Genomic DNA, 26,989 nt, shown 5'->3' with positions numbered 1-26,989 from the left:
TTGTTGCCGGGCCTTACTTGATGCGTTGACCCGGCTTGGCGCCGCTGTCCGGGCTCAGCAGGTAGATTTCTTCACCGCCAGGGCCGGCGGCCATCACCATGCCTTCGGAGATACCGAACTTCATTTTCCGTGGCTTGAGGTTGGCGATCATCATGGTCAGGCGCCCGTCGAGTTTCGACGGATCCGGGTACGCGCTCTTGATCCCGGAGAACACGTTGCGTTGCTCGTCACCGATGTCCAGGGTCAGGCGCAGCAGCTTGTCAGCACCTTCGACGTGTTCGGCTTTGACGATCAGTGCGACGCGCAGGTCGATCGCGGCAAAGGCGTCGAAGTCGATTTCCGGCGACAGCGGATCCTTGGCCAGTTCGCCGTTGCCGGCCGGAGCGGTTGCACCGGTGTCGGTCTGGCTGGCGGTCAGGTCTTCTTTCGAGGCGTCGGACATGGCTTGTACTTTCACCGGGTCGATGCGGGTCATCAACGGTTTGAATTCGTTCAACTGGTGGTTGGCCAGCAGGGTGGTGTGGTCGTTCCAGGTCAGCGGGGCGACGTTGAGGAACGCCTCGGCATCGGCGGCCAGCAACGGCAACACCGGCTTGAGGAAGATCACCAGTTGGCGGAACAGGTTGATGCCGGTGGCGCAGATCGCCTGGACTTCATCCTGCTTGCCTTCCTGTTTATTCAACGACCACGGGGCCTTGTCGGCGATCCACGCGTTGGCGCGGTCGGCCAGGGCCATGGTTTCACGCATGGCGCGGGCGAAGTCGCGGGCTTCATAGGCGTCGGCAATGCTTGGCGCAGCGGCGAGGAAAGCCTCGGTCAGCTCCGGCGCAGCGTTTTGGTCGACCAGCAGACCGGCGTTGCCTTTTTGAATGAAACCGGCGCATCGGCTGGCAATGTTGACCACTTTGCCGACCAGATCCGAGTTGACCTTCTGCACGAAGTCTTCGAGGTTCAGGTCGAGGTCATCGACGCCACGGCCCAGTTTGGCCGCGTAGTAGTAGCGCAGGTATTCCGGCGACAGGTGATCGAGATACGTCCGGGCCTTGATGAAGGTGCCGCGCGACTTGGACATTTTCTGGCCGTTGACAGTCAGGTAGCCGTGCACGTTGATGCCGGTCGGCTTGCGGTAGCCCGCGCCTTCGAGCATCGCTGGCCAGAACAGCGCGTGGAAGTTGACGATGTCCTTGCCGATGAAATGGTACAGCTCGGCGGTGGAGTCCTTGCCCCAGAACGCGTCGAAGTCCAGCTCCGGCGTGCGGTCGCAGAGGTTCTTGAAGCTGGCCATGTAGCCGATCGGCGCGTCCAGCCACACGTAGAAATACTTGCCCGGCTCGTCCGGGATCTCGAAACCGAAGTACGGCGCATCGCGGGAGATGTCCCACTGCTGCAGGCCGGCGTCCAGCCATTCGGCGATCTTGTTGGCCACGGCGTCTTGCAGTGTGCCGCTGCGGGTCCAGGCCTGCAGCATTTGCTGAAAGTCTGGCAGTTTGAAGAAGAAGTGCTGGGAATCCTTGAGCACCGGGGTGGCGCCAGAGATCGCCGACTTCGGATCCTTCAGATCGGTCGGGGCGTAGGTTGCACCGCATTTCTCGCAGTTGTCGCCGTACTGGTCTTCAGTGCCGCATTTCGGGCAGGTGCCCTTGATGAAGCGGTCGGCCAGGAACATTTTCTTTTCCGGGTCGAAATACTGGGTGATCGAGCGTTGGGCAATGTGCCCGGCGTCACGCAGCTTGATGTAGATCTGGCTCGACAGCTCACGGTTTTCTTCGGCGTGAGTGGAGTGGAAGTTGTCGAAATCGACCAGGAACTCGGCAAAGTCGGCGCTGTGTTCAGCCTGTACGTTGGCGATCAGTTGTTCCGGGGTGATGCCTTCCTTTTCCGCGCGCAGCATGATCGCCGAACCGTGGGCGTCGTCGGCGCAGACATAAATGCACTGGTTGCCGCGATGCTTCTGGAAGCGCACCCACATATCGGTCTGGATATATTCCAGCATATGGCCAAGGTGAATCGAACCGTTGGCGTAGGGCAGGGCGCTGGTGACGAGGATCTTGCGTGGTTCGGACATGTGGGGCTTCGCTACTTGATGAAACGGAGGTCGGCCACTATAAAGCGCTGGCGCATATTTTTCACCCTGTGCGCCTGTTTCATTGGATGAGCAGACGGAAAAAATCGCAGCCTGCGGCAGCTCCTGCAGACGTACGTCGATCTCCTGCAGGAGCTGCCGAAGGCTGCGATCTTTTTCAGGTACGATACCCGCCATCTATTCCCAGTCTTGTTATCGGAGTTGCCCATGAGCGCCGTCACTCGCGCAGCGGTGGAAGCCGTCCTCAGCCAATACACCGACCCTTACCTTAACCAGGATCCGGTCAGCGCCGGTTGCGTGAAGCACATCGAGATCGTCGGTGATCGCGTCAACGTGCAGCTGGAAATCGGTTACGCCGCCGGTCTGTTCAAGAGCGGCTGGGCGCAACTGCTGCAACTGGCCATCGAAAACCTCGACGGCGTGGTGATCGCCAAGGTTGAAGTGAACAGCGTGATCGCCGCGCACAAGGCGCAGGCGCAGATTCCCGGGCTGGCCAACGTCAAGAACGTGGTCGCCGTGGCGTCCGGCAAGGGCGGCGTGGGCAAATCGACCACCGCCGCCAACCTCGCTCTGGCCCTGGCCCGTGAAGGCGCCAAGGTCGGCATTCTCGACGCCGATATCTACGGCCCGAGCCAGGGCATCATGTTCGGCATCCCCGAGCGCACCCGCCCTGAAATCAAGGATCAGAAATGGTTCGTGCCGCTCAAGGCGCACGGTGTGGAAGTCATGTCGATGGCGTTCCTGACCGACGACAACACGCCGATGGTCTGGCGTGGGCCGATGGTTTCCGGGGCGTTGCTGCAATTGGTCACGCAAACCGCGTGGGGCGATCTGGATTATCTGGTGATCGACATGCCGCCAGGCACTGGCGACATTCAACTGACCCTGGCGCAGAAAGTCCCGGTGGCTGGCGCGGTAATCGTCACCACACCACAGGATCTGGCCTTGCTCGACGCGCGCAAAGGCGTGGAAATGTTCCGCAAGGTCAACATTCCGGTGCTGGGCGTGGTGGAAAACATGGCCGTGCACATCTGCTCGAACTGCGGGCATGCCGAGCATCTGTTCGGTGAGGGCGGTGGTGAGAAGCTGGCGACTCAGTACGGCGTCGAACTGCTGGCTTCACTGCCGCTGTCGATGCTGATCCGCGAGCAGGCCGACGGCGGCAAGCCAACGGTGATTGCCGAGCCGGACAGCCAGATTGCCATGGTCTATCAGGAACTGGCCCGCCATGTCGGCGCGCGGATTGTGTTGCAGGAAGCGGCGACGCCGGCGATGCCGAATATCACCATCAGCGACGATTGATTACTCAGCAACACCGATAACCCTGTAGGAGTGAGCCTGCTCGCGATAGCGGAATAACATTCAACAGATTTGTTGAATGAATGACCGCAATCGCGAGCAGGCTCACTCCTACATTTGTTTTGTGTTGGCAGTCAGATCCGCAACCCGCCATCCATCTCCAGAATCCGTCCGGTGTAATAGTCGTTTTCGAAGATATACGCCGCCGAGTGCGCAATCTCTTCCGGCTTGCCCATGCGCTTGAGCGGAATCCCCGAAGTCATCTTCTCCAGCGCTTCCGGTTTCATGCCCAGGGTCATCTCGGTTTCGATGAAACCCGGTGCAATCCCCGCTACACGAATGCCATAACGCGCCAGTTCTTTCGCCCAAGTCACCGTCGCCGCCGCTACACCGGCCTTGGCCGCGGAATAATTGGTCTGGCCAACGTTGCCCGCCCGCGAGATCGACGAGATGTTGATGATCGCGCCGCTGTTCTTCAGCTCGACCATTTTAGCCGCCACTTCACGAGTGCAGAGGAACACGCCGGTCAGGTTGACGTCGATGACGGCCTGCCATTGGGCCAGACTCATCTTGGTCATTTCGCCGTCCTTGACCTTGAGCAGCAGGCCATCACGGAGGATCCCGGCGTTATTGATCAGGCCGTGGATCGCGCCAAAGTCAGCGGCGACCTGGGCGACCATGTGCTCGACCTGCTCTTCATTGGCCACGTTGCACAGATAGCTGCGCGCCTCGACGCCCTTGGCCTTGCAAGCCGCGACCGCGTCGTCGAGCTTTTCCTGATTGAGGTCGACGAGGGCGAGCTTCGCGCCTTTGCTGGCGAAATACTCGGCCATCGAGCGGCCCAAACCCTGGCAACCGCCAGTGATAATGATTACTTTGTCGTTGAGTTGCATTCGCATGCCCCGATAGCAGGTCTGAGTAGTTTTTTGTTTTCAGCGACTCCCGATCTGCACCGGCCGTGGCAGGGTTGCACATGAGAATTGCCCGCTGGCGTGACTGGGACTTGATCCCGGGCGCCTGTCCGTTTTTTCGACGGATTCTATTTAAGGAGTCATAAATTGAGCGTTGAAGTGGCGAAGAATGCCCGAGAATTGCTTCTCAAGGAATACCGTGGAGTGCTGTCGACCCACTCCAAATCGATGCCTGGTTTTCCTTTTGGCTCCGTGGTGCCGTACTGCCTGGACGAGCAGGGTCGGCCGCTGATCCTGATCAGCCGCATCGCCCAGCACACCCACAACCTGCAAAAAGACCCGAAGTGCTCATTGCTCGTCGGCGAGCGTGAGGCAGATGATGTGCAAGCCGTTGGTCGCCTGACCTATCTGGCGGAGGCGCAAAAGCTCGAAGACGTTGCCGCGATCGAAGCCGCCGCCGAGCGTTACTACCGTTATTTCCCCGATTCGCAGAACTATCACAAGGCCCATGATTTTGACTTCTGGGTGCTGAACCCGGTACGTCACCGCTACATCGGCGGCTTCGGCGCGATTCACTGGGTCGACCAACTGACCCTGGCCAACCCGTTCGCTGGCAAGGCTGAAATCAGCATGGTCGAGCACATGAACAGTGACCACACCAAAGCCATCGCGCACTACGTCGACCTGGCCGGTCTGCCGAAAACCGTGCCGGCGCAACTGGCCGGGATCGACACCGAGGGCATGCACCTGCGCATCGGTCAGGCGTTGTACTGGCTGCCGTTCCCGGCACCTTGTAATACGCCGACACAAGTGCGCGAAGCCTTGGTTTCTCTGGCTCACGCCGAGGTCTGGCCAAAAAATGAGGTGGCTGGTGCTTGAATTCACGAAAGGGCGACGTCATCTAAGGCTTACTGCAAGGCATTTCTTGCGTTGAGGAAACTTTGATGCGCCCTTTTCTGTTGCTCTTTCTGCTGTTTCCGGTGCTGGAGCTGTTCGTATTCGTCAAAGTGGCAGGGGCTATCGGGTTTTTCCCGGCCCTGCTGCTGATCATTCTCGGCTCGATGTTCGGCATTTTCGTGCTGCGCGTCGCCGGTCTGGCCACTGCATTGCGTGCCCGTGAAAGCCTGAACCGCGGCGAACTGCCTGCGCAAACCATGCTGGAAGGTTTGATGCTGGCATTGGCCGGTGGCCTGTTGATCCTGCCGGGCTTCATCAGTGACGTGGTCGGTCTGGTGATGTTGCTGCCATTCACCCGTCGCCTGCTGGCGAACAAAATGCGCCAGCGCGCCGAAGAACAGGCCATGCGCCAGCGTGCGTTCGCCGACGACCTGCAACCCCGTGGCGGTCCTGCACCGCGCCAGCCTCTGGGCCGCGAGGGTGACGTGATCGAAGGCGAGTTCGAACACCGGGACTCCAAGTAACATCTGCATCGACACGGCACCTTCGGGTGCCGTGTCCGTTTATGGGCTGCTTTTGTGCAGCACATAGGTGAAAATTTTTTCGCCTCGCCCTTGTAATAAGCTTATGCGCCCTTATGTATCGGTCACCGAAAGGTTTCCGGTATTTGAACCGGACAGACTTCCGCGGTTCGCTTGACGAATCGCAACCGGCGCAGGCCGGATTTGTTAAACCCGCCGGGACTACACCGGCCGATGAAAACCACAATTAGGAGAGATCGACAATGAAGCTTCGTCCTCTGCATGACCGCGTCGTAATCCGTCGCAGCGAAGAAGAAAAGAAAACCGCTGGCGGTATCGTCCTGCCAGGTTCGGCTGCTGAAAAAGCCAACCACGGTGTGATTCTCGCTGTAGGCCCGGGCAAAGCTCTGGAAAACGGCGAAGTGCGCGCACTGTCCGTGAAAGAAGGCGACAAGGTTGTGTTCGGTCCTTACTCCGGCAGCAACACAGTGAAAGTCGACGGCGAAGACCTGCTGGTAATGAGCGAGAACGAAATCCTCGCTGTTATCGAAGGCTGATAACCCCGTTCATTTTCCCGCTACTACAAAGTATTTAAGGAATATCGATCATGGCTGCTAAAGAAGTTCTGTTTGGCGATTCCGCCCGTAAAAAAATGCTCAAGGGCGTCAACGTCCTGGCTGACGCTGTAAAAGCGACCCTGGGCCCGAAAGGCCGTAACGTGATCATCGAGAAGAGCTTCGGCGCTCCGACCATCACCAAGGACGGCGTTTCCGTCGCCAAAGAAATCGAACTCGAAGATCGCTTCGAAAACATGGGCGCGCAGCTGGTCAAAGACGTTGCCTCCCGTGCCAACGATGACGCTGGTGACGGTACTACCACCGCTACCGTTCTGGCTCAGTCGATCGTCAACGAAGGCCTGAAAGCCGTCGCTGCCGGCATGAACCCGATGGACCTGAAGCGCGGTATCGACAAAGCGACCATCGCTATCGTCAAAGAGCTGAAGAACCTGTCCAAGCCATGCGCTGACACCAAGGCCATCGCTCAGGTAGGCACCATCTCCGCCAACTCCGACAACTCCATCGGCGACATCATTGCCGAAGCCATGGAAAAAGTCGGTAAAGAAGGCGTGATCACCGTTGAAGAAGGCACTGGCCTGGAAAACGAACTGTCGGTTGTTGAAGGCATGCAGTTCGACCGTGGCTACCTGTCCCCGTACTTCGTCAACAAGCCAGAGACCATGGTTGCCGAGCTGGACAGCCCGCTGATCCTGCTGGTCGACAAAAAGATCTCGAACATCCGTGAAATGCTGCCAGTGCTGGAAGCCGTTGCCAAAGCCGGCCGTCCACTGCTGATCGTTTCCGAAGACGTTGAAGGCGAAGCCCTGGCGACTCTGGTTGTAAACAACATGCGTGGCATCGTTAAAGTCGCAGCCGTCAAGGCGCCAGGCTTCGGCGACCGTCGTAAGGCCATGCTGCAGGACATCGCTGTTCTGACCGGCGGTACCGTTATCTCCGAAGAGATCGGCCTGAGCCTGGAAGCAGCTACCCTGGAAAACCTGGGCAGCGCCAAGCGTGTGACCATTTCCAAGGAAAACACCATCATCGTTGACGGTGCCGGTGCAGATTCCGACATCCAGGCGCGTATCGCTCAGATTCGTGCTCAGGTTGGTGAAACTTCCTCGGACTACGACCGTGAAAAACTGCAAGAGCGTCTGGCCAAGCTGTCCGGCGGCGTTGCAGTGATCAAGGTTGGCGCTGGTTCCGAAGTTGAAATGAAAGAGAAGAAAGCCCGCGTTGAAGACGCCCTGCACGCAACCCGTGCAGCCGTTGAAGAAGGCGTGGTACCTGGCGGTGGCGTTGCGCTGATCCGCGCTCTGCAAACCCTGGTTGACCTGAAAGGCGACAACGCTGATCAGGACGTGGGTATCGCTGTGCTGCGTCGCGCTGTTGAAGCACCGCTGCGTCAGATCGCTGCCAACAGCGGCGACGAGCCAAGCGTTGTCGTCAACGAAGTCAAGAACGGCAAAGGTAACTTCGGTTACAACGCTGCGACTGGCGAATACGGCGACATGATCGAAATGGGCATCCTGGACCCAACCAAGGTGACTCGTTCCGCTCTGCAAGCGGCATCGTCGATCGGCGGTCTGATCCTGACCACCGAAGCAGCTGTAGCTGACGCGCCGAAGAAAGACGGCGCTGCAGGCGGCGGCATGCCTGACATGGGCGGCATGGGTGGCATGGGCGGCATGATGTAAGCCAGCCTTACCCCTGTAACGCAAAACCCCGCTGGCGCAAGCCAGCGGGGTTTTTTTATTGCCTTTGATTTAGTGTTGGCGCAAGTCCGAGTAATCGTTCATCGCTGGCAAGCCAGCTCCCACAGTGATTCGAGCGTTCACAAAATGTGTGCTCGGCACCAACCCTGTGGGAGCTGGCTTGCCAGCGATGGCGTCAGATCAGGCGCTGACCGGTTGCGCCTCGACCACGGCCGCGGTTTTCACCGCCGGGCGATACAGCACCCAGTAATACGACCCCAGACAAATCAGCCAGCAGAAAATCGCCGTCCACACGTTGTGCGAAAAGAAGTGCGCACCCTGCATCATCCGGCTGATCGAAAACACCGAACCCAGCGCGAAGGCAAAGATAAACGCCTGACGGGCCAGACGCGGACGGCGATCACGCAGGACAAAGAACAGCGCAAACAAGGTGAACCCCGTCGCCGCATGACCACCGGGCCAGCAACGGCCGGGTTTGTCCGTTTGTGGACGATGTTCCATCAGTTTGCTGTAGGTTTCATGGCCGCCGAATTGCTCCAGGCTCCATGGGCACTGCACCGCCGTCACGGCTTTGACCGGGGTAACGAACGAGGTCGCCAGGCCCAGCGACAGCACCAGACAGCCCAGTTCGCGCTTGAACGGTTTCAGTCTGCCGACGAAGAACGAGCTGATGAAGCCGAGGATGGCAAACACCGAGAACGCAATGACCACCTGCTTGGCGCGATCATGGAGGATGTCTTCAAGGAAAAAACTGTGTCGCCCGATAAAGTCACCTGCGACCGGGTCATAGAACAGTCGGGCCAGATCCATGTCCAGATCAGTCAATTCAAGCAGCACCAGAATGATCGCCGCGACGGTGGGTATTCCCAGGCATAACCAAAAATTCAGTGGCCTGGAAACGGGGCGGGCAGAAGTCGACACCATGGGGCAATTCCTTGGTCGTAAATAGGGTCTGAAGAGCGCAACCGCGCGGAGTCTGCGCGCGTGCGCGTCGCCGATTTGTTAACCGAAAGTGAAAAAAACGTTGGCATGCACAATGAGCTTTTTCTCGTTAAACAACCCGACGCACGCCTAGCTCTGAGCCACACTTGGCCGTAAGCTGCGCGGGCCAAGACGGCCGTTACCCCGTACGGAGGAGGTGCCCATGCGAATTCTATTGGTCGAAGACAACCGCGACATCCTGGCCAATCTGGCCGATTATCTGGGCCTCAAAGGCTATACCGTCGATTGCGCCCAGGACGGTCTGTCGGGCCTGCACCTGGCCGCCACCGAGCATTACGACCTGATCGTGCTCGACATCATGTTGCCCGGCATCGATGGCTACACCCTGTGCAAACGCCTGCGTGAGGATGCCCGCCGGGACACGCCGGTGATCATGCTCACCGCTCGCGATCAACTGGACGATCGTTTGCAAGGCTTCAAGTCCGGGGCTGACGATTACCTCATCAAGCCATTTGCCTTGTCTGAACTCGCGGCGCGGGTCGAAGCGGTGATGCGACGTGCTCAGGGTGGTGGCCGCCGGGCCCTGAAAGTCGCAGATCTGAGTTACGACCTCGACACGCTGGAAGTGACCCGCGATGGCAAACTGCTCAAGCTCAACCCGGTAGGCCTCAAGCTTCTGGCCGTGTTGATGCAGAAGAGCCCACACGTACTGCGTCGGGAAATTCTCGAAGAAGCGTTGTGGGGCGATGATTGCCCGGACAGCGACAGCCTGCGCAGCCACGTTCACCAACTGCGACAAGTCATTGATAAACCTTTTGCCAAACCACTGCTGCACACTGTGCACGGGGTGGGTTACCGGCTGGCCGACGTGTAATGGAGTTCAGGCAAAGTCTTTCCCAGCGGATCATCATTGCTTTTGCCTTGATGAGCGCACTTGTGGCCGGCGCCTTCGCGATGGGCATCGTCGCGACCGTGCACCTGGTGGAAGAAAAATTGATTTCGGCGGGGCTGGGCGGCGATCTGCAACGGCTTCTGCTGATGGACAACGTTTCGGACTGGAGCCATCGCCCGGAACCCGACCAGTTGTTCTATTTCAGTGGCGGGCCGGGCGATTTTGAGCTGCCCAAGGACCTGCGTCACCTCGATTCGGGTTTCCATGAAGTGTTCCGCGAGCAGCTGTCGTATCACGCGATGGTCGAGGTCGTCGACGGTCGGCGTTATGTGCTGCTGCAGGATCAAAGTGATTTCGAAGAGCGCGAGCGCGTGCTGTTTGCCGTGGTGCTGGTCGGCTTCGTGCTCAGTCTGGCCCTGGCGGTATTCCTCGGGTGGGTGCTGGCGCGCAAGGTAATGGCGCCGGTGGTGCGACTGGCCCGGCAGGTGCGCCATCGCGATCAGTTGCTCGGTCTGGCGCCGCCGCTGGCACCGGATTATGCGGCAGACGAGGTGGGTGAACTGGCGGTGGCGTTCGATGCCACGCTGGGACGCCTTCGTCAGGCGCTGACGCGTGAAAGGTTGTTCACCAGCGACGTCAGCCATGAATTGCGCACGCCGTTGATGGTATTGGCCAGTTCCTGCGAACTGCTGTTGGAGAACCCGGGGATCGACCAGCGCGGCCGCTCGCAAGTCGAGCGAATTGCCCGCGCCAGTGAGGAAATGCGCGAGCTGGTGCAGACCTTCCTCATGCTGGCGCGCGCCCAGCACGAAGATGCGGGGATGGCTCTGCAGCAGAACCTCTCGCAGGTGGCCGAAAACTTATTGTGTCTGTGGCGCGGGCCGATCGAGAGCAAAGGCCTGAATCTGGTCTTCGAACCTGGCAATCCGACGGACGCTCGTTACAACGCGACCCTGTTGAATGCCGTGATGGGTAACCTGTTGCGTAACGCGCTGCATTACACCGAGAAAGGCTTCATTCGCCTGACACTCACGGCCAACGGCTTCGTGGTGGAAGACTCCGGTGTCGGCATTCCGGAAGAAAAGCGTGAAGCCATGTTCGAGCCTTTCGTGCGTGGCAGCGAAAAGCGCGGCGAAGGCTTGGGGTTGGGATTGTCGCTGGTTCAGCGGATCTGCGAGAACCAGGGCTGGACCGTCAGCTTGAGCACGATGGAACCCAATGGCTGCCGCTTCGAGGTGGATCTGGGCAAAATCTGACGCACGGAGTGGCTCGATGCTACTCCCTCCTTCCTGTCTAAATCCTGTATAACGCTGTAATAATTTGTCTATTTACCGGACATTTTTTTCACAAATGGATGACCTGACGCTGACATGCCGCTCCTTAAGGTGGTGACATCAGCAATTCAGGAGTCCAGGTGATGGCCGGTCCGATCAAACTCGATTTTTCCGAGAAGTACGACGATCAACACGCGCAGAAATACCTGCGCAAGCACAAAGAAAGCCTTGGACGTCGTCTCTCCCATTGGCGTGACGAACAGCTAGCCCGCAAGGCGCTGGCGTTGGTGGGTGAGCCGGGACTGGTGCTGGATTTGCCTTGCGGTGCCGGGCGTTTCTGGCCGTTGTTGGGCGAAAAGGCCAACCGGGTGATTATCGGCGCGGACAATTCCGAGTCGATGATCAAGACGGCCATGGAGTCGCAACCGGCGGATGTAGTGAAACGGGTACAACCCTTGCACACATCTGCCTTCGACATTGCCTTGCCTGACAACGCCGTCGACAGCATTTTCTGCATGCGTTTGCTCCACCACATCGGTGAAGCCGAGCATCGCCGGGCAATTCTGAGCGAATTCGAGCGCGTTACCCGGGACAGTGTGATCGTTTCGCTGTGGGTTGATGGCAATTTCAAAGCCTGGAAACGCCAGCGAGCCGAGCGCAACCGTGACAAACGCGAGTATCAGAATCGCTTTGTGTTACCGGCCGCTACGGTGGAAAAGGAGTTCGAGGAAGCAGGTTTTCGGATTCAGGAACAACTGGACTTTATTCCGCTCTACGCCATGTGGCGGGTTTACGTATTACGCAAGAGGTAACAGGATGGCAGTGCAATTTGCAGCAGAAACGGACGTCGCTCCGCAAGATCGCTTTGACTTTTACTGGAACCAGCGCGGCGAGTGGGTGGAAGAACCCAACGTTCGACGTGGTGGGGAAAGTGGCGTGCAAAGGGTCGTGGGGCGCGATGGTCAACTGCTGTATGCCAAGCGCCAGACCGGTCATATTTATCGCAGTTGGTTGCACCCTTTTGGCCGTCCTACTGTTTTGCGTGAACTTGATGCGCTGACCGGCGTGAGCAAGCTCGGTGTGCGCGTGCCGCAAATCGTTTTCTGCGGCGCTCAGCCTGATCCGCAGCACAAATGGCGTGCACTGCTGGTCACCAAGTCCCTGGACGGTTTCCAGGAACTGGAACATTGGCTGGCGGCTGCCGGCGGTCGCGATCAGTGCGGCGATGTGGTGTATGAGCGTGTGCTCAAGGACCTCGCCGAAAACCTGGCGCGCATGCACAAGGGCCGTTGGCAGCACAGCTGCATCTACATCAAACACGTGTTTGTGCGTGTGACGGGCGAAGGCGACTCGGCCAAGGTCGAGGTCGCTTTGATTGATCTGGAGAAATGCCGCCAGCGTCTGACCGCCTATCGCGCCGCTTCCCACGACATGAAGCAATTGCGCCGCCATTCGTCGTTCCGCGACGCGGACTGGAAAAAACTCGTCTACTTTTATGAGACGGCGTTTGGCAGCGCTATCAAAGGTTTATAGCGATGAAACTAGAAATTGCACGAGGTTTGTTTTTAGTTGGAGCCTTGGCAGTTGCGTCATTGGCGGTGGCTGCCTGGGAGCAGCCCCGCATGCAGGTGGTGGGCGCGTCCGTAGACGACGCCCACTGCGCAGTCCCACGGGTGGCGAAAGCCTCCGTGGCGACCAAACCCGATCATGATCTGTTGTTGTTCATGTTCGGACTTTCTCAAGGGATGAGGCCGCAGAGTTGAAACGATTGAAGCCCACATAAAAGGCCTCGCAGATGCGAGGCCTTTTTTTATGCCCGGAGCAACACAGATCCCTTGTAGGAGTGAGCCTGCTCGCGATAGCGATTTGTCAGTTAAAAATGATTTAAATGACACACCGCTATCGCGAGCAGGCTCACTCCTACAGGGGTTACGCGGTTTGTTTGGGATCGGGTTTCGCCAGCAGGGTGTAAACGCACGGCAAGACGAACAGCGTAAACAACGTGCCAATCGACATCCCCGTGGCAATCACCATGCCGATATCAAAACGGCTCACCGCACCGGCGCCCGTGGCCAGAATCAGCGGCACCATACCAAACACCATCGCCGCCGTGGTCATCAACACCGGCCGCAAGCGAATCGCCGCCGCTTCCTCAACGGCTTCGCGCGCCGTCAGGCCCTTGTCCTTGCGCAACTGGTTGGCGAACTCGACGATCAGGATGCCGTGTTTACTGATCAGCCCGATCAGCGTCACCAACCCGACCTGGGTATAGATGTTCATGCTCGACCAGCCGAGGAACAGCGGAATCAACGCCCCACAGATCGACAACGGCACCGTCACCAGGATCACCAGCGGATCGCGGAAGCTTTCGAACTGCGCCGCCAGCACCAGAAAGATAATCGCCAGCGCCAGCGCGAAGGTTACCCACAGGGCACTGCCTTCCTGCACGAACTGTCGCGATGCGCCGCCGTAGTCGAAAGCAAACCCGGCCGGTGCTTCTTCGCGGGCAATCTGCAACACGGTGTCGATAGCTTCACCCATGCTCACCAACGGGAAACCGGAGATCTTCGCGGCGTTAAGTTGCTGGAACTGATTGAGCTGGCGCGGTCGAGCGCGGTCGCTGACCTTGATCAGCGTCGACAGCGGCAATAACTCGCCCTGAGTGTTTTTCACGTAGTAGTTGTTCAGCCAGTCCGGATTATCACGATAGGGGCGCTCGACCTGGGCAATGACCTTGTAGCTGCGCCCATCAATGGTGAAACGGTTGATTTCCGCCTCGCCCAACAGCGTCGCCAGCGTGCCGCCGAGATCCTGCATCGACACGCCCATCTGCGCTGCTTTGGCGCGGTCAATATCGACCACCACCTCGGGTTTGTCGAACGCCAGATCGAGATCGACGAAGGCGAACTTGCCCGACTCCATTGCACGTTTCTTGATCCGGTCTGCCACTTGCAGCAGTAGTTCATAGTCGTTGGCGGTGTTGACCACGAACTCAAACGGCAGGCCTTCACCGGTGCCGGGCAGGGAGGGCAGGTTGAAACCAAAGATCTGCAAGCCAGGAATGCCTTCCAGTTTGCCTTGTACCTCGGGGAGGATTTGCATCTGCGTGCGACTGCGCTCGTTCCATGGTTTGAGCAGGAAACCGCCGATGCCGGCCTGCACGCCGTTGTAGCCGTTGATCTGGAACGAGGAGTAGTACTCCGGGAATTCCTTGAAGATTTTGATGAACTCGTCGGTGTAGGTACTCAGGTAATCGAGGTTGGTTGGCTGCGGCGCAGTGGCCATCATGAAAATGATGCCCTGATCTTCGTCCGGGGCCAGTTCCGATTTGGTGAACTTGAGGAACACCGGGATCAGGCACAACACGATCACTGCGAACACCAGCACCACCGGACGCGTGTTCAGCGTGCCGTGGAGCATGCTCTGATAGCGGCGCTTGAGGCCGTCAAAAATGCGGTCGAGGCGGTGCGCGAGGCCGCTGGGATTTTCCTCGTGGCGTAGCAAAAACGCGCACATCATCGGCGACAGGGTCAGGGCGACGATCCCGGAGATCACCACGGCGCCGGCCAGGGTCAGCGCAAACTCCTTGAACAACGCTCCGGTCAGCCCGGTGAGGAAACCGATCGGCGCATACACCGCCGCCAAGGTGATGGTCATCGACACCACCGGCATGGCGATTTCCCGTGCGCCTTCCAGCGCCGCATCAAATGGCGTCTTGCCTTCCTCGATATGCCGGTGAATGTTTTCCACCACGACAATCGCATCGTCCACCACCAGACCGATGGCCAGCACCATCGCCAGCAGCGTCAGCAGATTCATCGAGTAGCCCATCATCTGCATGAAGAACATCACGCCGATCATCGACAGCGGAATGGTCACCACCGGGATTACTACCGAGCGCAATGCGCCGAGGAACAGGAACACCACGACGATGACGATCAGCACCGCCTCGAACAGGGTTTTTACCACTTCATCGATCGAGGCCTGGATAAACAGTGTGGCGTCGTAGGCGATCTCGCTTTTCAGGTTCGGCGGCAGTTGCGCTTCCAGCTCCGGCATCAGCTTGCGCACTTCCTTGATCACATCCAGCGGGTTGGCGCCCGGGGTGGCCTTGATGCCGATGTACACCGACGGCGTGCCGCCAAACGAGCTGATCGAGTCGTAGTTTTCCGCGCCCATTTCCACCCGCGCGACATCACTCAGCAACACGCGGCTGTCGCCACTGACCTTGAGCGGAATCGCCGCGAAGGCTTCAGCGGATTTCAGTTCGGTGTTGGCGTTGATGCTGGTGACCACGTACTCGCCTTTCACTTCGCCAGCAGCGGAGAGGAAGTTGTACTGGCGCACGGCGTTGGTCACATCGCTGGCGCTGAGGCCGAAACCGGCGAGTTTCACCGGGTCGAGCCACAGGCGCATGGCGAACACCTGATTGCCGAGAATCTCCGCCTCGGCCATGCCCGGCAAGGTCGCCAGTTTTGGCTGGATCACCCGTGACAGGTAGTCGGTGATTTGCGGGTTGCTCAAATCCTTGCTGAAGAAGCTGATGTACATCAGCGCCGAGGCGTCGGCGGACTCCTTGCTCAGCACCGGGTCTTCGGCGTCCTGTGGCAGCTTGTTTTTCACCTCGTTGGCTTTGGCCAGCAGTTCGGTGAACAAACGGTCGGTGTTGGAGCCGATGCGCGCGTAGATCGAGATCACCGAGAAGTTCTGCCGGCTGACCGAAGTCATGTAGTCGATGCCCTCGGCGCTGGCGAGGCTCTGCTGCATAGGTTGGGTGATGTAGCCCTGAATGGTTTCGGCGTTGGCCCCGGGGTAAGCGGTGGTCACCGTGATCAGGGCGTTTTCCATTTGCGGGTATTGGCGCAGCGGCAACTTGCTCCAGGCCTGAAAGCCCAGCAGCACAATCAACAGGCTGACCACGGTGGCGAGCACCGGGCGGCGGATGAACGGATCAGTAAAAGCCATGGGATTTCCTTGATCAGTCGGCGCGCGGCGGACTGTTCTGCTCGCCGAGGGTCTTGTCGTCGCTGATGGCAATGTGGGCGCCGTTGTCCAGTTTGATCTGGCCAGCCGTTACCACTTGTTCGCCGCTCTGCACGCCCTTGTTGATCATCACCAGGCCATCGCGGCGTTCACCGGTTTCGATGAAGCGGCGTTCGGCGATCAGCACCGGTTGGCCCTTGTCGTCCTTTTCGAGACTGCCGTCTTCGGCTTTCTTTTGCCCGACCACGTAGATCGAGTTGCCGTAGAGGGTGTAGGTGATCGCGCTCTCCGGCACGACGATGTGTTTCTGCGGATCCGGCAACAACACCTCGAGGCTGGCGAACATGCCCGGCAGCAATTTGCCGTCGGGGTTGGCCAGCGTGGCGCGAACCAGAATGTTGCGCGTAGTGCTTTCGACGATCGGGTTGATCGCGCTGATCTTGCCGGCGAAGTTTTGCTTGGGATAGGCGGCGACTGCAATCTGCACCGGCTGACCGATGGCCAGTTTCGGCACCGATTGTTCGGGCAGGTAGAAGTCGGCGTAGAGGCTGCTCAAGTCCTGCAGCGTGGCGATTTTGGTGCCGCTGGCGAGGTAGTCGCCGACGTCGACCTGACGGATGCCGATGGTGCCGCTGAACGGTGCGAGGATGCGTTTTTTCGCCAGCGAAGCGTTGAGCTGATTGACCGTGGCTTTATTTTTCTGCAGTACAGCGGAGAGCCGGTCGTACTCGCCTTTGGAGATTGCGCGGCTGTCGACCAGTTGCGCGCCACGGCCGAAGTCCAGTTGCGCCAGACCGAGATCAGCCTTGGCGGTTTCCAGCAGGGCGGTTTCGACGCCACTGTCGAGTTGCAGCAAGGGTTGCCCGGCCTTGACCTTCTGTCCGGACTCGAATTTGAGTTCGGTGACGGTGCCGGCGACTTCCAGGCTCAGCTCGACACCTTGCAGCGCCTTGAGCGTGCCGACGGTCGGCAGACGCATCTGCCACGGCTGTTCGGTGGCATTGGCCACGGCAACGCTGATCGGCGGTTTCGGCTTGGAAAAGCCCTGGATCATTGTGTAGATCGAAAAGGCTTTGTATCCGCCCAGCACCAGGACGATCAACAAAACAACACCCAACATGATCAGCATGCGGCGACGCAGCATATTTCCAGTTCCTTGGATAAATCAGGTGAGACAGGCGGGCACATTACTCCGAGTACAGGGGGGATTCCAACTGGCAGTTCTTACAGGGGGGCGCAAAAAGATCGCAGCCTGCGGCAGTTCCTGCAGAGGAGTGCATTCCAATGCAGGAGCTGCCGCAGGCTGCGATCTTTTAAGGCAGTTTTACGCCATCAAGTGCAGATGGTTGTCCCAGAGCCCCGCCGGTAATTCCAGTGGCTTGGCCAGCAGCTCATCCTGACGGCAATCGTAGTAACGGCAACGTCCTTGCCCGGAGGTCACGACAAAACCGTCCTTCACCGCACCCACACCCGCGCAATCGGGCAACGGCGCGTCGAGGCGCACCTCGCCACTGTCCAGATCCCAGATAAAGAAGCGGTTGCCACGCGGCGCCGTCAGCGCAACCAGGCGCAAGTCGCTGTGCACCGCAACACTGGCGGTGTAATGCCCCATCGACTGCAACTGATGCTCCGGCACCGGGAACGCCACGAACGGCTGCCCCGGACGCTTGATCGCCAGCAACTCCGAACGCTCATGCGAGGCGCCCATGAACTGCTGACCGGCGACGATGGTGCCATCGCTGGCGATGCCCAGATGGCGCACGCTGTTCATCTGCTGGGCGAGGGTTTCCTTGCTCAGCAGGGTGCCATCGCGCTGCATCAGCACCAGACTTGGCTCCATGGCGTTGAGGTTCATGTCGACGCGGCTTTCTGCCTCGGTACGAATCCCGCCATTGGCCACCACCAGCGTCTCGCCATCGGGCATCCACGACACCTGATGCGGGCCGAGGCCGTGGGTGGAAATTTCGCCGGTGTGCACCAGCCGTTCGCCTTCGAACTTGTACACACCGAGCAAACCACGGCCAGGATCGGTGGTGTCGTTCTCGGTGGCGTACAGGTATTCGCCGTCCTTGTGCACCACGGCGTGGCCGTAGAAGTGCCGGTTCGGCTGCGAGGTCACCGTCTGCAGCAACTTACCGTCGCGCAGGTCGATCAGGTAACTCTCGGTGCCCGGGCGACGTGCGACGAACAGTGCAATCGGCTGCGTCGGATGGTTGATGATGTCGTGGCAGCGTTGGCCGACTTCGGTGGCGAACACCCGCGTGCCATCCAGCCGATAGCCGACGGCGTAGTGCTTGCCGTCGGTGTCGTCGCGCGCCGACAGCAACAGCGGGCTCTGATCCTTGCGTTTGAACAGCGTCCAGCCGCCCAGCGTCACTGCTCCCAGCAGTGCACTACCTAAAGTCAGAACCTGACGTCGCAGCATGGCACTTGCCCTCATCAGTCACCGTCGTTGGCGTTGAAGCCCAGTTGGATGCCCAGCGCCTTGGCCAGTTCGCCTTCGTGCAGGCGATGGACGACGTTGAGGCTGTCGTAGATGTCGTTCAGTTGCTGACGACCGGCGTCGTCTTCGAGCATTTCGCCGAGCGAACGCTGAGTGCTGTCGAACAGTTTCAGCGAAGCGGCGTAGGCAGCGTCGATCTTGTCCGCCAGTGGCTTCTGCTCAGCCGGCAACAGACCGCGCAGGCCTTTGTTGTCGACACCTTCCCAGACGGTTTTGGCAGCGGCGAGGCTGGCTTCCAGTGCGGTCAGCGAGGACTGGCTGCGCCAGGCATCGGCCTGGAACGGTTGAGGCACGCCTTTGCTCTGGCGGCCCATTGGCGTGCCGAGTTTTTTCTTCAGAGTGTCCAGTGCAGTGACTTGCACACGCAGCAGATCGGCGATCGCTTCGTGGGAGTCGGCATAGCGCTGGTTGGGGAACTTGGTCATCTGCGCGAGCATGCCGTCAGTGTTGTTCCAGCCCTGCAGAATCTCTTCGGCCAGTTGCTTCTGTCGTTCGCCAATGGCGATCAGCAGTGGGCAGTACTTGGCTTTCTGCTCGGCGTTGGCCACGTCAGGCTTGGCGTCGAACAGGATGTACTCGTACGCCGACAGACCTTGAACGACTACGCTCGATTTGGCCAGGGCGGCGGCGTCGATCTGCGGCTGCGCGACGACCAATTGCTCGACCTGACGGCCGACGAGGTTCTTCTTGTCCGGCCAGAACTGTACTTGCCACGAACGGTTGCCCTCGGCCAACGGGCCGATCAGCAGCGGTTGCAGCTCGGCCCAGGCTTTCTGCGCGTGCAGGAAATCGGCGCGGGCGGTTTCCAGGGTTTCCTTGCCCTGGCAGTAGGCGAGGGCGCTGACCGCCAGTTGCTTGTCGGCCTCGACCCAACGGGTGTAGGTCGGCAGGATCACTGATTTGGCGATGGCCGCCGACGTGACCGCTTGCGGATCCTGCGGCGAGCAGGCACCGAGGGCGAGCGCGGCAAGGCTGGTGAACAGTAGCTTGGGACGGAACATGTCGGGCTCCCGATTCTTTTCAGTGTTTAAAGTGAGTTCAAAAACGCCAGCAGCGCGGCACGCTGCTCGGCATTGAAAGACAAAACCTGTTGCTGCGCGGCTTGCGCTTCGCCGCCATGCCAAAGCACCGCTTCGAGCAGATCGCGCGCGCGACCGTCATGCAAAAACTGTGTGTGGCCGCTGACGGCTTGCGTCAGGCCGATCCCCCACAACGGCGGCGTGCGCCAGTCGCGGCCAGAGGCCTGGAATTCCGTACGGTTGTCGGCTAGGCCGTCGCCCATGTCATGCAGCAACAGATCGCTGTACGGACGAATCACCTGATTGGCCAGTTCAGGTTCGGCTGCGTTGGCGACGGTGGTGTATTTCGGCGTGTGGCACGAATCGCAACCGGCCTGGAAAAACAGGTTCTTGCCGGCCAGCACTTGTTCATCGTTGACGCCACGCCGCGCGGGTACGGCGAGGTTACGGCTGTAGAACAGCACCAGACGCAGGATGTTGTCGCTGACTTCCGGCTCGCCGTCCGGGCCATTGCCGTTCGGTGCCTGTTTGCAGGCAGTTTGCGCGTCGGTGCAGTCATCAAAGGGTCTCAAACTCGTCGTAAGACCCATATCACCGGAAAACGCGTGAACATTTTGTTGATTGAGGTTCGGTTGCCCGGCTTTCCAGCCGAATCTGCCCATGACGGTCTTCTGCAACGCATCATCCCAGACCTGATTGGGACGGCCATTGATGCCTTTGTTGTCTTTGGCTTGCGCGGTGGCGTTGGCCAGAATCGCTTCTTCGGGGATCGCTTCGAGCAGGCCCAGACCAATCATCGGCGGCGCGACGCGGGCGGAAAAACGCGTGTCCGGGTGCATCGGGCCGTAGCCCAGTTGGGTGATCTGCAACACTGGCTTGCGCAACTCGACTTCGGTGCCGTCCTTGAAACGCACGGGCACAGGCGTGTAGTCGACGCGCACTTTGCCTTCGGGGGCTACGCCGGGCACGGCCATGTCCTGGAACTGGCCGCCGTAGACCGGCTCCGGCACTACGCCGACCTGCTCAATGAGCTTGGCGAATTGCGGCGCATCAGGGATCGACAGGCGCACCAGCATCGACACCGCGTTGGCGGCATCCGGCGTTGGCGGATGGCCGCGACCGTCCTTGATGTGGCAGTTCTGGCAGGCGTTAGTGTTGAACAGCGGGCCGAGACCATCGCGCGCAGTGGTGGTCGACGGTGCGATCACCCATGGGCTGCGGAAGAAACTGTTGCCGACACTGAAATCCACCCGCCGCGACGGTGGCAGATTCGCCGAAGGCAGGGAGAATGCGTTCTGATCGGTCTTGCGCACGGTCGCTGCACCGCCCGAACGTGCTTCACCCGGCTCAGCCTTGGTGAAACGCGGGGCGTCATCGCACGCACTCAGGCCCAGGGCCAGCAACAGTGCGGACAAGCGAAGAGGCAGCGAGGGCATCAGACATCCTGCGGACGGGCGAAAATAAAGGCGCAAAGTCTAACAGGGCGAAGGAGTTTGAATAAGAGGAATTATCGTTTGCTTGATACAACGCGAATCTGAAGGCCTATGCAAAACCCCTGTAGGAGCTGCCGAAGGCTGCGATCTTTTGATCTGTCTTTTTAGAAGCAAAGTCAAAAGATCGCAGCCTTCGGCAGCTCCTACAGTGAGCCGTGTACGGCAGGTATGAAAAAGGCGACCCGAAGGTCGCCTTGTTTGACGCAGACGCAGTTGATCAGAACTCGTGATCAGCGTTGTCCGGGTTCAGGTCGCTGATGCCCAGTTTGCCGGCAGCGGCTTCGATCGAACCGGTCTGCTTGACCAGCGAGGCGATGGCGTCGCGAACAATCTGGTTGCCTGCGGTGTTGCCGGCAGCGATCAGTTGATCGTAATGCTCACCCTTGTTGGCGTGATCAACCATGACCTGGATCTTCGCTTCGGTAGCGGCCAGATCGGCTTTCAGTGCGGTGTCGGCAGCCGGGTCGGCCTTGGCCACCAGCGACGACAGGCTGGCGCCGGTCATTTTGGTGCCGTCAACACGGGTGTACTCGCCCAGGTAGACGTTACGAATGCCTTTGGCATCGTAGAAGTGCGAGTTGTGGGTGTTGTCGCTGAAGCAATCCTGCTCGTCTTCAGGGGAGTTGGCTTCCAGGGAAACCTTCATGCGCTCGCCGGCCAGTTCGCCCAGGGACAGGCTGCCCATGCCGAAGAGCATTTTGCGCAGACCGGTTTCGCCCGGCTCGGCTTCCAGGGTGGCGCGGTAGTTGTCAGCCACGTTCGGCTTCCAGTTGCCGACCATTTCTTCCAGGTCGCTGACCAGCAGTTGGGTCACGGACTTCAGGTAAGCACGACGACGATCGTTGTGACCGCCAGTGGCGCCGGCGCCTTCCAGGTAGTCGGAGGCCGGACGGTTGCCAGCGCCAGGGCCGGTGCCGTTGAGGTCTTGGCCCCAGAGCAGGAATTCGATCGCGTGGTAGCCGGTGGCGACGTTGGCTTCGGAACCGCCCAGCTCGTTGAGGCTGGCGAGTTTTTCCGGGGTGATGTCTTTGACGTCGACCTTGTCTTCGCCGACCTGAACTTCGGTGTTGGCGATGATGTTGGCGGTGGCGCCCGGGTTACCCAAAGCGTGCTCGTAGGATTTGTCGACGTAGTCGATCAGACCCTCGTCCAGAGGCCAGGCGTTAACCTGACCTTCCCAATCGTCGATGATGGTGTTGCCGAAGCGGAACACTTCGCTCTGCAGGTACGGAACGCGCGCGGCGACCCAGGCAGCCTTGGCGGCTTTCAGGGTGTCGGCGTTCGGCTTGGCGAGGAAGGCGTCAACGGCGGTTTGCAGGGTTTTCGCGGTGGATTCGGCGTCGCTGTAAACGGCGAAGACCATGTCGGCGTAGTGCGCGACCACAGCCTTGGCGGCGGCTTCGTCGACTTTACCGGCAGTGGCAGGCGCCGCCGCAGGTGCGGTGGTGCTGGCGGCTGGGGTCGGTGCGGCCGGAGCGGCGGCCTTGTCTTTGCCTTCGCCGCAACCGGCGAGGGAAATAGCGATGGCCAGCAGACTGGCGGTAGCCAGAGGCATACGAATCATGGCGAACATCCTGCTTCGATAGTTGAGTGGACTCGCGCTGGGGGTGCGCAAAACTGCGACATAATGCAAATCTTTCGCATTATGTGTAAAGGGTTGTGGCTGGAAATATTTCTTATTTACGCAGATCAAAAGATCGCAGCCTGCGGCAGCTCCTACAGTGGGAACGCATTCCAAATGTAGGAGCTGCCGCAGGCTGCGATCTTTTGATCTTCTAGAGAATGGCCGCGTTACTGCGTTGCGCCTGTTTGAGATAGGCGCCCAGTTCCCGGGCCGGCAGCGGTTTGCTGTAGTGGTAACCCTGACCTTCGTGGCAGCCTTCGGAGATGATGTAGCTTTCCTGTTCGGCGGTTTCCACGCCCTCGGCAATCACCTGCATGCCCAGGCTCTTGCCCAGTTGAATGATCGCGCGAACGATGGTCGCATCGTCGTCGTCATCGAGCAGGTCCTGAACGAAGCTCTTGTCGATCTTGATCTTGTCCAGCGGCAGGCTTTTCAGATAGCTCAGGGATGAATAGCCGGTGCCGAAGTCATCGATGGCGATCAATGCGCCAGAGCGGCGCAGGCTGAGCAAGTGCTGGGCGGCGGTGCTGATGTCTTCCATCAGGCCGGTTTCGGTGACTTCCAGTTCCAGACTGCGCGGTGGCAGGCGGTACATCTGCAGCAGGTTGTTGACCACTCGCGGTAGCTCGGCGTGGTGCAACTGAACCGTCGACAGGTTGACCGCCATGCGCAAGTCGACGAAGCCCTGATCGTGCCATTCGCGCAATTGCTTGCAGGCCTGATCGAGCACCCATTCGCCAATGGCGATGATCGTGCCGTTCTGCTCCGCCAGCGGGATGAACAAGTCCGGCGGCACCAGACCGTGTTCCGGATGCTGCCAGCGAATCAACGCTTCGACGCCGACCACGCGGTGATCGCGATAGCTGATCTGCGGCTGATAGACGAGGTAGAACTGATCACGCAACAGCGCATCGCGCAGGTCTTTTTCCAGTTCGCGACGGCGGCGCATCTCGCTGTCGACGCTGGCGATATAGAACTGATAACGGTTGCGCGAGCGGGTCTTGGCCAGGGTCATGGTCTGCTCGGCCTTCTGCAACAGCTTCTCGGTGCTGTCGCCGTCCTCCGGGAACAGGGTGATGCCAATGGTCGCGCGCAGGCGGATTTCCTGATGGTCGAGGGCGAACGGCGCCTCCAGATCATCAAGGATGCTTTGCGCCAGTTCGGCCGCTTCGTAAGGTTGCTCGATATCCGCTTGTACCAGTGCGAACTGGTCGCCGCCGAGACGAGCGAGGGCGCCGAGGCGACCGCTGTGGGCGCGCAGACGATCGGCCAGGGCCAGCAACAATTGGTCGCCGGTCTGGTAGCTGAATTGCTCGTTGATACCTTTGAAATCATCCAGCCCCACGCACAACACCGCGACCCGGCGTTGCAGCTTGCCGGCGTCGACCAGAATTTTGTCCAGTTGCTGCTGGAGTTGCTGGCGATTCGGCAGGCCGGTGAGGAAGTCGTACTGGGCCATGCGCAGCAGACTGTTTTCCGCTTCATGACGCAGATGAGTGTTGCGTTCGATCGACTCAAGCAACTGATTGGCGGTGTTGATCCAGATCCCCAGCTCGTTTTTTTCGTGGCCCTTGATCTGCGGAATCTTGTGTTCGCTGGGGCGATCGGGGTTGATCTCGGTGAGGTGTTCGATGATCCGCGACAACGGCTTGGTCAGCAGCCAGTGATAGACCAGATACAACACCAGGCCCATCGCCAGTGCGCGCAACACCCCGGAAATAAAGATGATCACCGAACTGACGATAAAGCCCTCGCCATAGGTGGCGGTGTCGAGGGTGATGCTCAGGTCACCGTAGTACTCGCTGTACGGACCACGCCCTACCAGTTGCGTGGTGAAGGTGCGTTCCTGGCCGAGAATCAGGTCGGTCAGCCAGCGGCTGTTGGACTGCTGCAATTCGCGGGATTTCTGCGCGAGCATGGCTTCGTTGGGATGGCCGATAGAGGCCTGACGCACGGCATCGTCCTGGAACAGGCCTTCGATCACCTGCATGCCCATTTCCCGGTCGAGGCTGTAAACCGCCTGGGTCGAGGGATCGCGGAACATGTCGAGGATGCGTTCGGCGTCGCCGGCAACGGCCTGGCGGGTTTTGTAAGCATCGAAAACGATCTGTGCGCAGCTCAAGACTACGCCGACGATCAATGCCGACAGGAGCACGACCCGGAGCAACTTCACCGACAAGCTGTTCTTGAGTTCCAGCTTCAAAGGGTTATTCCTTGTTCCGTGCGGGTAGCGTCAAGTTGCCATGAGTATTGGCAATCCCGAGTTGGCAGTCAAAGGGACAATCAGGCCGGGGATGATTTGCCCGTGGTCTCGTCCGAAATGCTGCTGTCTGGAGTATTAGCCCTAATTTGTACTATGTCGGTAGTTTCGCCCCTCAACTTGAGCGGTTCGCAGCATTTTTTCCTCTTTTTGATGTTAGCCCGCAGTGGCACGGCAGCAAGCGGCCTGAGGCTGCATTTTCTGTTTGATCGTTCCCACGCTCCGCGTGGGAATGCCTCCAGGGACGCTCTGCGTCCAGTGACGCGGAGCGTCACGGCTGCATGCCCACGCGGAGCGTGGGAACGATCATCGTACGGGGTCTATCCGGGCATAAAAAAACCCGGCAAAAGCCGGGTTTTTTGACTGGCGCGCAGCTTAAGCGGTGAAGGTTTTGCCTTCGAACTGCTCAGCAACGAACTTCCAGTTGACCAGGTTCCAGAACGCTTCGACATACTTCGGACGAACGTTGCGGTAGTCGATGTAGTAAGCGTGTTCCCAGACGTCGCAAGTCAGCAGCGGGGTGTCGCCGCTGGTCAGCGGGTTGCCGGCGCCGATGGTGCTGGCCAGAGCCAGGGAACCGTCAGCCTTTTTCACCAGCCAGCCCCAGCCGGAACCGAAGGTGCCGATCGAGGTTTTGCTGAACTCTTCCTTGAACTTGTCGAACGAACCGAAAGCAGCGTTGATGGCTTCAGCCAGCGCGCCGGTTGGTTGACCGCCGGCGTTTGGCGCCAGGCAGTTCCAGTAGAAAGTGTGGTTCCAGACCTGAGCGGCGTTGTTGAAGATACCGCCCGAGGAAGTCTTGACGATTTCTTCCAGGGTCTTGCCTTCGAACTCGGTGCCTGGCACCAGGTTGTTCAGGTTCACGACATAGGTGTTGTGGTGCTTGTCGTGGTGGTATTCCAGGGTTTCCTTGGAAATGTGCGGCTGCAGGGCATCGTGTGCGTAAGGCAGCGGCGGCAATTCGAAAGCCATGATGATTCTCCTAATCAGGTCTGTTGCGGTGAGCGCAAGGCCGATCACGGGCGGCCAGAAATGCACCGGCGAGTTTTTACTCTTTGCGGCGCAGGGTTTCGATCATAGCACCGGGGTTGCGCCATAACCACGCAACAACTGTGTGGGATAGAGGTTCAAGGGGATGCCCTCACTAAATGACGGATCGCGTTGGAACTGTGATCGTGCCAAGCAAGGCGCGGGACGAAGAGGATGCTTTTTGCCTCTTCGAGTCCTGCAACGCCGCTTGGCACGATCACAGCTCCAACCCGAAGGGCCGCCGCCCCGTAAGGCGCAATCCGTCGTTGTTCGTCGCTCATTTGGCCCGCCAAACCACGCTCCTTACGCCTAGTCTTGCGCTTTACGGGGCGGCGGCGCGACCGTCATTTAGTGAGGGCATCCCCTTAGCTGTTTGGAATAAATCAGCTGGCGAAAATTAATTGCCCAGCCACGGTAAACATCATCAGCGCCACCACCAGATCGAGAATCCGCCAGGTACTCGGACGTGCCAGATATGGCGCCAACCACGCAGCACCCAGTGCCAACGTGAAAAACCACAGCAACGAAGCACTCGCCGCGCCCACTACATAAGCGCCCGGCACCGATTGCTGCGCGCCGAGCGAGCCGATCAGCAGCACCGTATCCAGGTAAACGTGCGGATTGAGCAGAGTCACCGCCAAAGCGCTGAGCATCACCGCCCGCAGGGAGCGCACGGTCTGGCTCTCGCCCTGACCCAGGCTCTGTTTCGAACAGGCCCGGCGCAACGCCTGACTGCCGTACCAGATCAAGAATGTCGCGCCACCCCAACGAGCAATCGCCAGCAGTGTCGGGTTCTGCGCCAGAATTGTTGCCAGCCCGAACACCCCGGCCGCGACCAGCAGCGCATCGCAGACCACGCACAGTGCTGCCACCGGCAGGTGATGCTCACGACGCAAGCTCTGCGCCAATACAAATGCGTTCTGCGTGCCGATCGCCATGATCAGCCCGAACGCCACCAGCAGGCCGTTCACATAGCTTTGCCACATA

22 protein-coding genes are annotated in these 26,989 nt (G+C 59.4%); 10 read left to right on the top strand and 12 right to left on the bottom strand.

The genetic code is table 11. The annotated features are described in order from the left end of the window. Nucleotides 1-13: 13 nt before the first annotated feature. Entirely contained in the window at nucleotides 14-2,065 is a 2,052-nt protein-coding gene (gene metG, locus ACOYXH_RS19350; RefSeq protein ID WP_095048392.1) for a methionine--tRNA ligase, read from the bottom strand. 225 nt (nucleotides 2,066-2,290) lie between these two features. Here metG and apbC point away from each other — a divergent pair, with 225 nt between their 5' ends. Next, on the top strand, nucleotides 2,291-3,385 hold the full coding sequence (gene apbC / locus ACOYXH_RS19345) for an iron-sulfur cluster carrier protein ApbC (RefSeq protein ID WP_095048283.1): 1,095 nt from the start codon (nucleotides 2,291-2,293) through the stop codon (nucleotides 3,383-3,385). 131 nt (nucleotides 3,386-3,516) lie between these two features. Here apbC and ACOYXH_RS19340 read toward each other — a convergent pair whose 3' ends face one another. Next, complete coding sequence (locus ACOYXH_RS19340) at nucleotides 3,517-4,275, bottom strand: SDR family oxidoreductase (RefSeq protein ID WP_150794589.1); 759 nt, start codon at nucleotides 4,273-4,275, stop codon at nucleotides 3,517-3,519. Nucleotides 4,276-4,440: 165 nt separating this feature from the next. On the opposite strand from ACOYXH_RS19340, the gene ACOYXH_RS19335 reads away from it, so the two are divergent. From ACOYXH_RS19335 to groL, 4 genes are all read left to right on the top strand, one after another. Next, nucleotides 4,441-5,172, top strand: a complete 732-nt coding sequence (locus tag ACOYXH_RS19335; RefSeq protein WP_320413414.1) for a HugZ family pyridoxamine 5'-phosphate oxidase — start codon at nucleotides 4,441-4,443, stop codon at nucleotides 5,170-5,172. Nucleotides 5,173-5,237: 65 nt separating this feature from the next. Next, on the top strand, nucleotides 5,238-5,714 hold the full coding sequence (locus ACOYXH_RS19330; protein ID WP_095048280.1) for an FxsA family protein: 477 nt from the start codon (nucleotides 5,238-5,240) through the stop codon (nucleotides 5,712-5,714). 260 nt (nucleotides 5,715-5,974) lie between these two features. After that, nucleotides 5,975-6,268, top strand: a complete 294-nt coding sequence (locus tag ACOYXH_RS19325) for a co-chaperone GroES (RefSeq protein ID WP_007916610.1) — start codon at nucleotides 5,975-5,977, stop codon at nucleotides 6,266-6,268. A 50-nt stretch (nucleotides 6,269-6,318) separates the two neighbouring features. Continuing rightward, a complete protein-coding gene (groL, locus tag ACOYXH_RS19320; RefSeq protein ID WP_095048279.1) occupies nucleotides 6,319-7,965 on the top strand; it encodes a chaperonin GroEL in 1,647 nt (548 codons plus the stop codon). 198 nt (nucleotides 7,966-8,163) lie between these two features. Here groL and ACOYXH_RS19315 read toward each other — a convergent pair whose 3' ends face one another. After that, nucleotides 8,164-8,907 carry a phosphatase PAP2 family protein gene (locus tag ACOYXH_RS19315; protein WP_095048278.1) on the bottom strand — a complete coding sequence of 248 codons (744 nt, stop codon included), beginning with the start codon at nucleotides 8,905-8,907 and terminating at the stop codon, nucleotides 8,164-8,166. Between the two features lie 220 nt (nucleotides 8,908-9,127). Here ACOYXH_RS19315 and colR point away from each other — a divergent pair, with 220 nt between their 5' ends. The 5 genes from colR to ACOYXH_RS19290 all read left to right on the top strand — a co-directional run bounded on the left by colR (nucleotide 9,128) and on the right by ACOYXH_RS19290 (nucleotide 12,854). Next, nucleotides 9,128-9,799 carry a two-component system response regulator ColR gene (gene colR, locus ACOYXH_RS19310; protein WP_095048277.1) on the top strand — a complete coding sequence of 224 codons (672 nt, stop codon included), beginning with the start codon at nucleotides 9,128-9,130 and terminating at the stop codon, nucleotides 9,797-9,799. Then, entirely contained in the window at nucleotides 9,799-11,073 is a 1,275-nt protein-coding gene (locus ACOYXH_RS19305) for a sensor histidine kinase (RefSeq protein WP_095048276.1), read from the top strand. The genes colR and ACOYXH_RS19305 overlap by 1 nt, the downstream gene beginning before the upstream one ends. A gap of 161 nt (nucleotides 11,074-11,234) precedes the next feature. Further along, on the top strand, nucleotides 11,235-11,903 hold the full coding sequence (locus ACOYXH_RS19300) for a class I SAM-dependent methyltransferase (RefSeq protein WP_095048275.1): 669 nt from the start codon (nucleotides 11,235-11,237) through the stop codon (nucleotides 11,901-11,903). A gap of 4 nt (nucleotides 11,904-11,907) precedes the next feature. Then, nucleotides 11,908-12,624: a lipopolysaccharide kinase InaA family protein gene (locus ACOYXH_RS19295; RefSeq protein WP_095048274.1), complete on the top strand. Its 717-nt coding sequence runs from the start codon at nucleotides 11,908-11,910 to the stop codon at nucleotides 12,622-12,624. Between the two features lie 2 nt (nucleotides 12,625-12,626). Then, the gene (locus ACOYXH_RS19290; RefSeq protein WP_034153490.1) at nucleotides 12,627-12,854 is read left to right on the top strand and encodes a hypothetical protein; all 228 of its coding nucleotides are present in this window, start codon (nucleotides 12,627-12,629) and stop codon (nucleotides 12,852-12,854) included. 166 nt (nucleotides 12,855-13,020) lie between these two features. On the opposite strand, the gene ACOYXH_RS19285 is transcribed toward ACOYXH_RS19290, so the two are convergent. The 9 genes from ACOYXH_RS19285 to ACOYXH_RS19245 all read right to left on the bottom strand — a co-directional run bounded on the left by ACOYXH_RS19285 (nucleotide 13,021) and on the right by ACOYXH_RS19245 (nucleotide 26,988). Next, nucleotides 13,021-16,056: a multidrug efflux RND transporter permease subunit gene (locus ACOYXH_RS19285; RefSeq protein WP_258708747.1), complete on the bottom strand. Its 3,036-nt coding sequence runs from the start codon at nucleotides 16,054-16,056 to the stop codon at nucleotides 13,021-13,023. Nucleotides 16,057-16,069: 13 nt separating this feature from the next. Then, on the bottom strand, nucleotides 16,070-17,218 hold the full coding sequence (locus tag ACOYXH_RS19280; RefSeq protein WP_095048272.1) for an efflux RND transporter periplasmic adaptor subunit: 1,149 nt from the start codon (nucleotides 17,216-17,218) through the stop codon (nucleotides 16,070-16,072). A gap of 180 nt (nucleotides 17,219-17,398) precedes the next feature. Further along, nucleotides 17,399-18,499 (bottom strand): DUF1513 domain-containing protein, encoded by a 1,101-nt coding sequence (locus tag ACOYXH_RS19275; RefSeq protein ID WP_095048271.1) that lies wholly within the window; start codon nucleotides 18,497-18,499, stop codon nucleotides 17,399-17,401. Between the two features lie 14 nt (nucleotides 18,500-18,513). After that, nucleotides 18,514-19,578, bottom strand: coding sequence for an imelysin family protein (locus ACOYXH_RS19270; protein WP_038366849.1), 1,065 nt, complete (start codon nucleotides 19,576-19,578; stop codon nucleotides 18,514-18,516). A 26-nt stretch (nucleotides 19,579-19,604) separates the two neighbouring features. After that, nucleotides 19,605-21,032: a di-heme oxidoreductase family protein gene (locus ACOYXH_RS19265; RefSeq protein ID WP_320413412.1), complete on the bottom strand. Its 1,428-nt coding sequence runs from the start codon at nucleotides 21,030-21,032 to the stop codon at nucleotides 19,605-19,607. Nucleotides 21,033-21,306: 274 nt separating this feature from the next. After that, nucleotides 21,307-22,653 carry an imelysin family protein gene (locus tag ACOYXH_RS19260; protein WP_095125863.1) on the bottom strand — a complete coding sequence of 449 codons (1,347 nt, stop codon included), beginning with the start codon at nucleotides 22,651-22,653 and terminating at the stop codon, nucleotides 21,307-21,309. A gap of 211 nt (nucleotides 22,654-22,864) precedes the next feature. Beyond that, nucleotides 22,865-24,916, bottom strand: coding sequence for a putative bifunctional diguanylate cyclase/phosphodiesterase (locus ACOYXH_RS19255; RefSeq protein ID WP_095125862.1), 2,052 nt, complete (start codon nucleotides 24,914-24,916; stop codon nucleotides 22,865-22,867). Between the two features lie 432 nt (nucleotides 24,917-25,348). Further along, the gene (locus ACOYXH_RS19250) at nucleotides 25,349-25,945 is read right to left on the bottom strand and encodes a superoxide dismutase (protein WP_007918933.1); all 597 of its coding nucleotides are present in this window, start codon (nucleotides 25,943-25,945) and stop codon (nucleotides 25,349-25,351) included. A 440-nt stretch (nucleotides 25,946-26,385) separates the two neighbouring features. After that, nucleotides 26,386-26,988, bottom strand: coding sequence for a LysE/ArgO family amino acid transporter (locus tag ACOYXH_RS19245; protein ID WP_095048266.1), 603 nt, complete (start codon nucleotides 26,986-26,988; stop codon nucleotides 26,386-26,388). Between the last annotated feature and the right edge of the window lies 1 nt (nucleotide 26,989).

This window comes from Pseudomonas sp. Mb7 (assembly GCF_054790525.1).
Note: the sequence above shows the minus strand (reverse complement) of the source record. Positions and strands in the feature narration are given on the sequence as shown.

Coding starts and splice junctions, on each gene's coding strand:
- metG (WP_095048392.1), bottom strand. CDS start 2,065: ATGTCCGAACCACGCAAGATCCTCGTCACCAGCGCCCTGCCCTACGCC.
- ACOYXH_RS19275 (WP_095048271.1), bottom strand. CDS start 18,499: ATGCTGCGACGTCAGGTTCTGACTTTAGGTAGTGCACTGCTGGGAGCA.
- ACOYXH_RS19330 (WP_095048280.1), top strand. CDS start 5,238: ATGCGCCCTTTTCTGTTGCTCTTTCTGCTGTTTCCGGTGCTGGAGCTG.
- ACOYXH_RS19325 (WP_007916610.1), top strand. CDS start 5,975: ATGAAGCTTCGTCCTCTGCATGACCGCGTCGTAATCCGTCGCAGCGAA.
- ACOYXH_RS19340 (WP_150794589.1), bottom strand. CDS start 4,275: ATGCAACTCAACGACAAAGTAATCATTATCACTGGCGGTTGCCAGGGT.
- ACOYXH_RS19315 (WP_095048278.1), bottom strand. CDS start 8,907: ATGGTGTCGACTTCTGCCCGCCCCGTTTCCAGGCCACTGAATTTTTGG.
- colR (WP_095048277.1), top strand. CDS start 9,128: ATGCGAATTCTATTGGTCGAAGACAACCGCGACATCCTGGCCAATCTG.
- apbC (WP_095048283.1), top strand. CDS start 2,291: ATGAGCGCCGTCACTCGCGCAGCGGTGGAAGCCGTCCTCAGCCAATAC.
- ACOYXH_RS19280 (WP_095048272.1), bottom strand. CDS start 17,218: ATGCTGCGTCGCCGCATGCTGATCATGTTGGGTGTTGTTTTGTTGATC.
- ACOYXH_RS19300 (WP_095048275.1), top strand. CDS start 11,235: ATGGCCGGTCCGATCAAACTCGATTTTTCCGAGAAGTACGACGATCAA.
- ACOYXH_RS19245 (WP_095048266.1), bottom strand. CDS start 26,988: ATGTGGCAAAGCTATGTGAACGGCCTGCTGGTGGCGTTCGGGCTGATC.
- ACOYXH_RS19285 (WP_258708747.1), bottom strand. CDS start 16,056: ATGGCTTTTACTGATCCGTTCATCCGCCGCCCGGTGCTCGCCACCGTG.
- ACOYXH_RS19250 (WP_007918933.1), bottom strand. CDS start 25,945: ATGGCTTTCGAATTGCCGCCGCTGCCTTACGCACACGATGCCCTGCAG.
- ACOYXH_RS19265 (WP_320413412.1), bottom strand. CDS start 21,032: ATGCCCTCGCTGCCTCTTCGCTTGTCCGCACTGTTGCTGGCCCTGGGC.
- ACOYXH_RS19305 (WP_095048276.1), top strand. CDS start 9,799: ATGGAGTTCAGGCAAAGTCTTTCCCAGCGGATCATCATTGCTTTTGCC.
- ACOYXH_RS19290 (WP_034153490.1), top strand. CDS start 12,627: ATGAAACTAGAAATTGCACGAGGTTTGTTTTTAGTTGGAGCCTTGGCA.
- groL (WP_095048279.1), top strand. CDS start 6,319: ATGGCTGCTAAAGAAGTTCTGTTTGGCGATTCCGCCCGTAAAAAAATG.
- ACOYXH_RS19270 (WP_038366849.1), bottom strand. CDS start 19,578: ATGTTCCGTCCCAAGCTACTGTTCACCAGCCTTGCCGCGCTCGCCCTC.
- ACOYXH_RS19260 (WP_095125863.1), bottom strand. CDS start 22,653: ATGATTCGTATGCCTCTGGCTACCGCCAGTCTGCTGGCCATCGCTATT.
- ACOYXH_RS19295 (WP_095048274.1), top strand. CDS start 11,908: ATGGCAGTGCAATTTGCAGCAGAAACGGACGTCGCTCCGCAAGATCGC.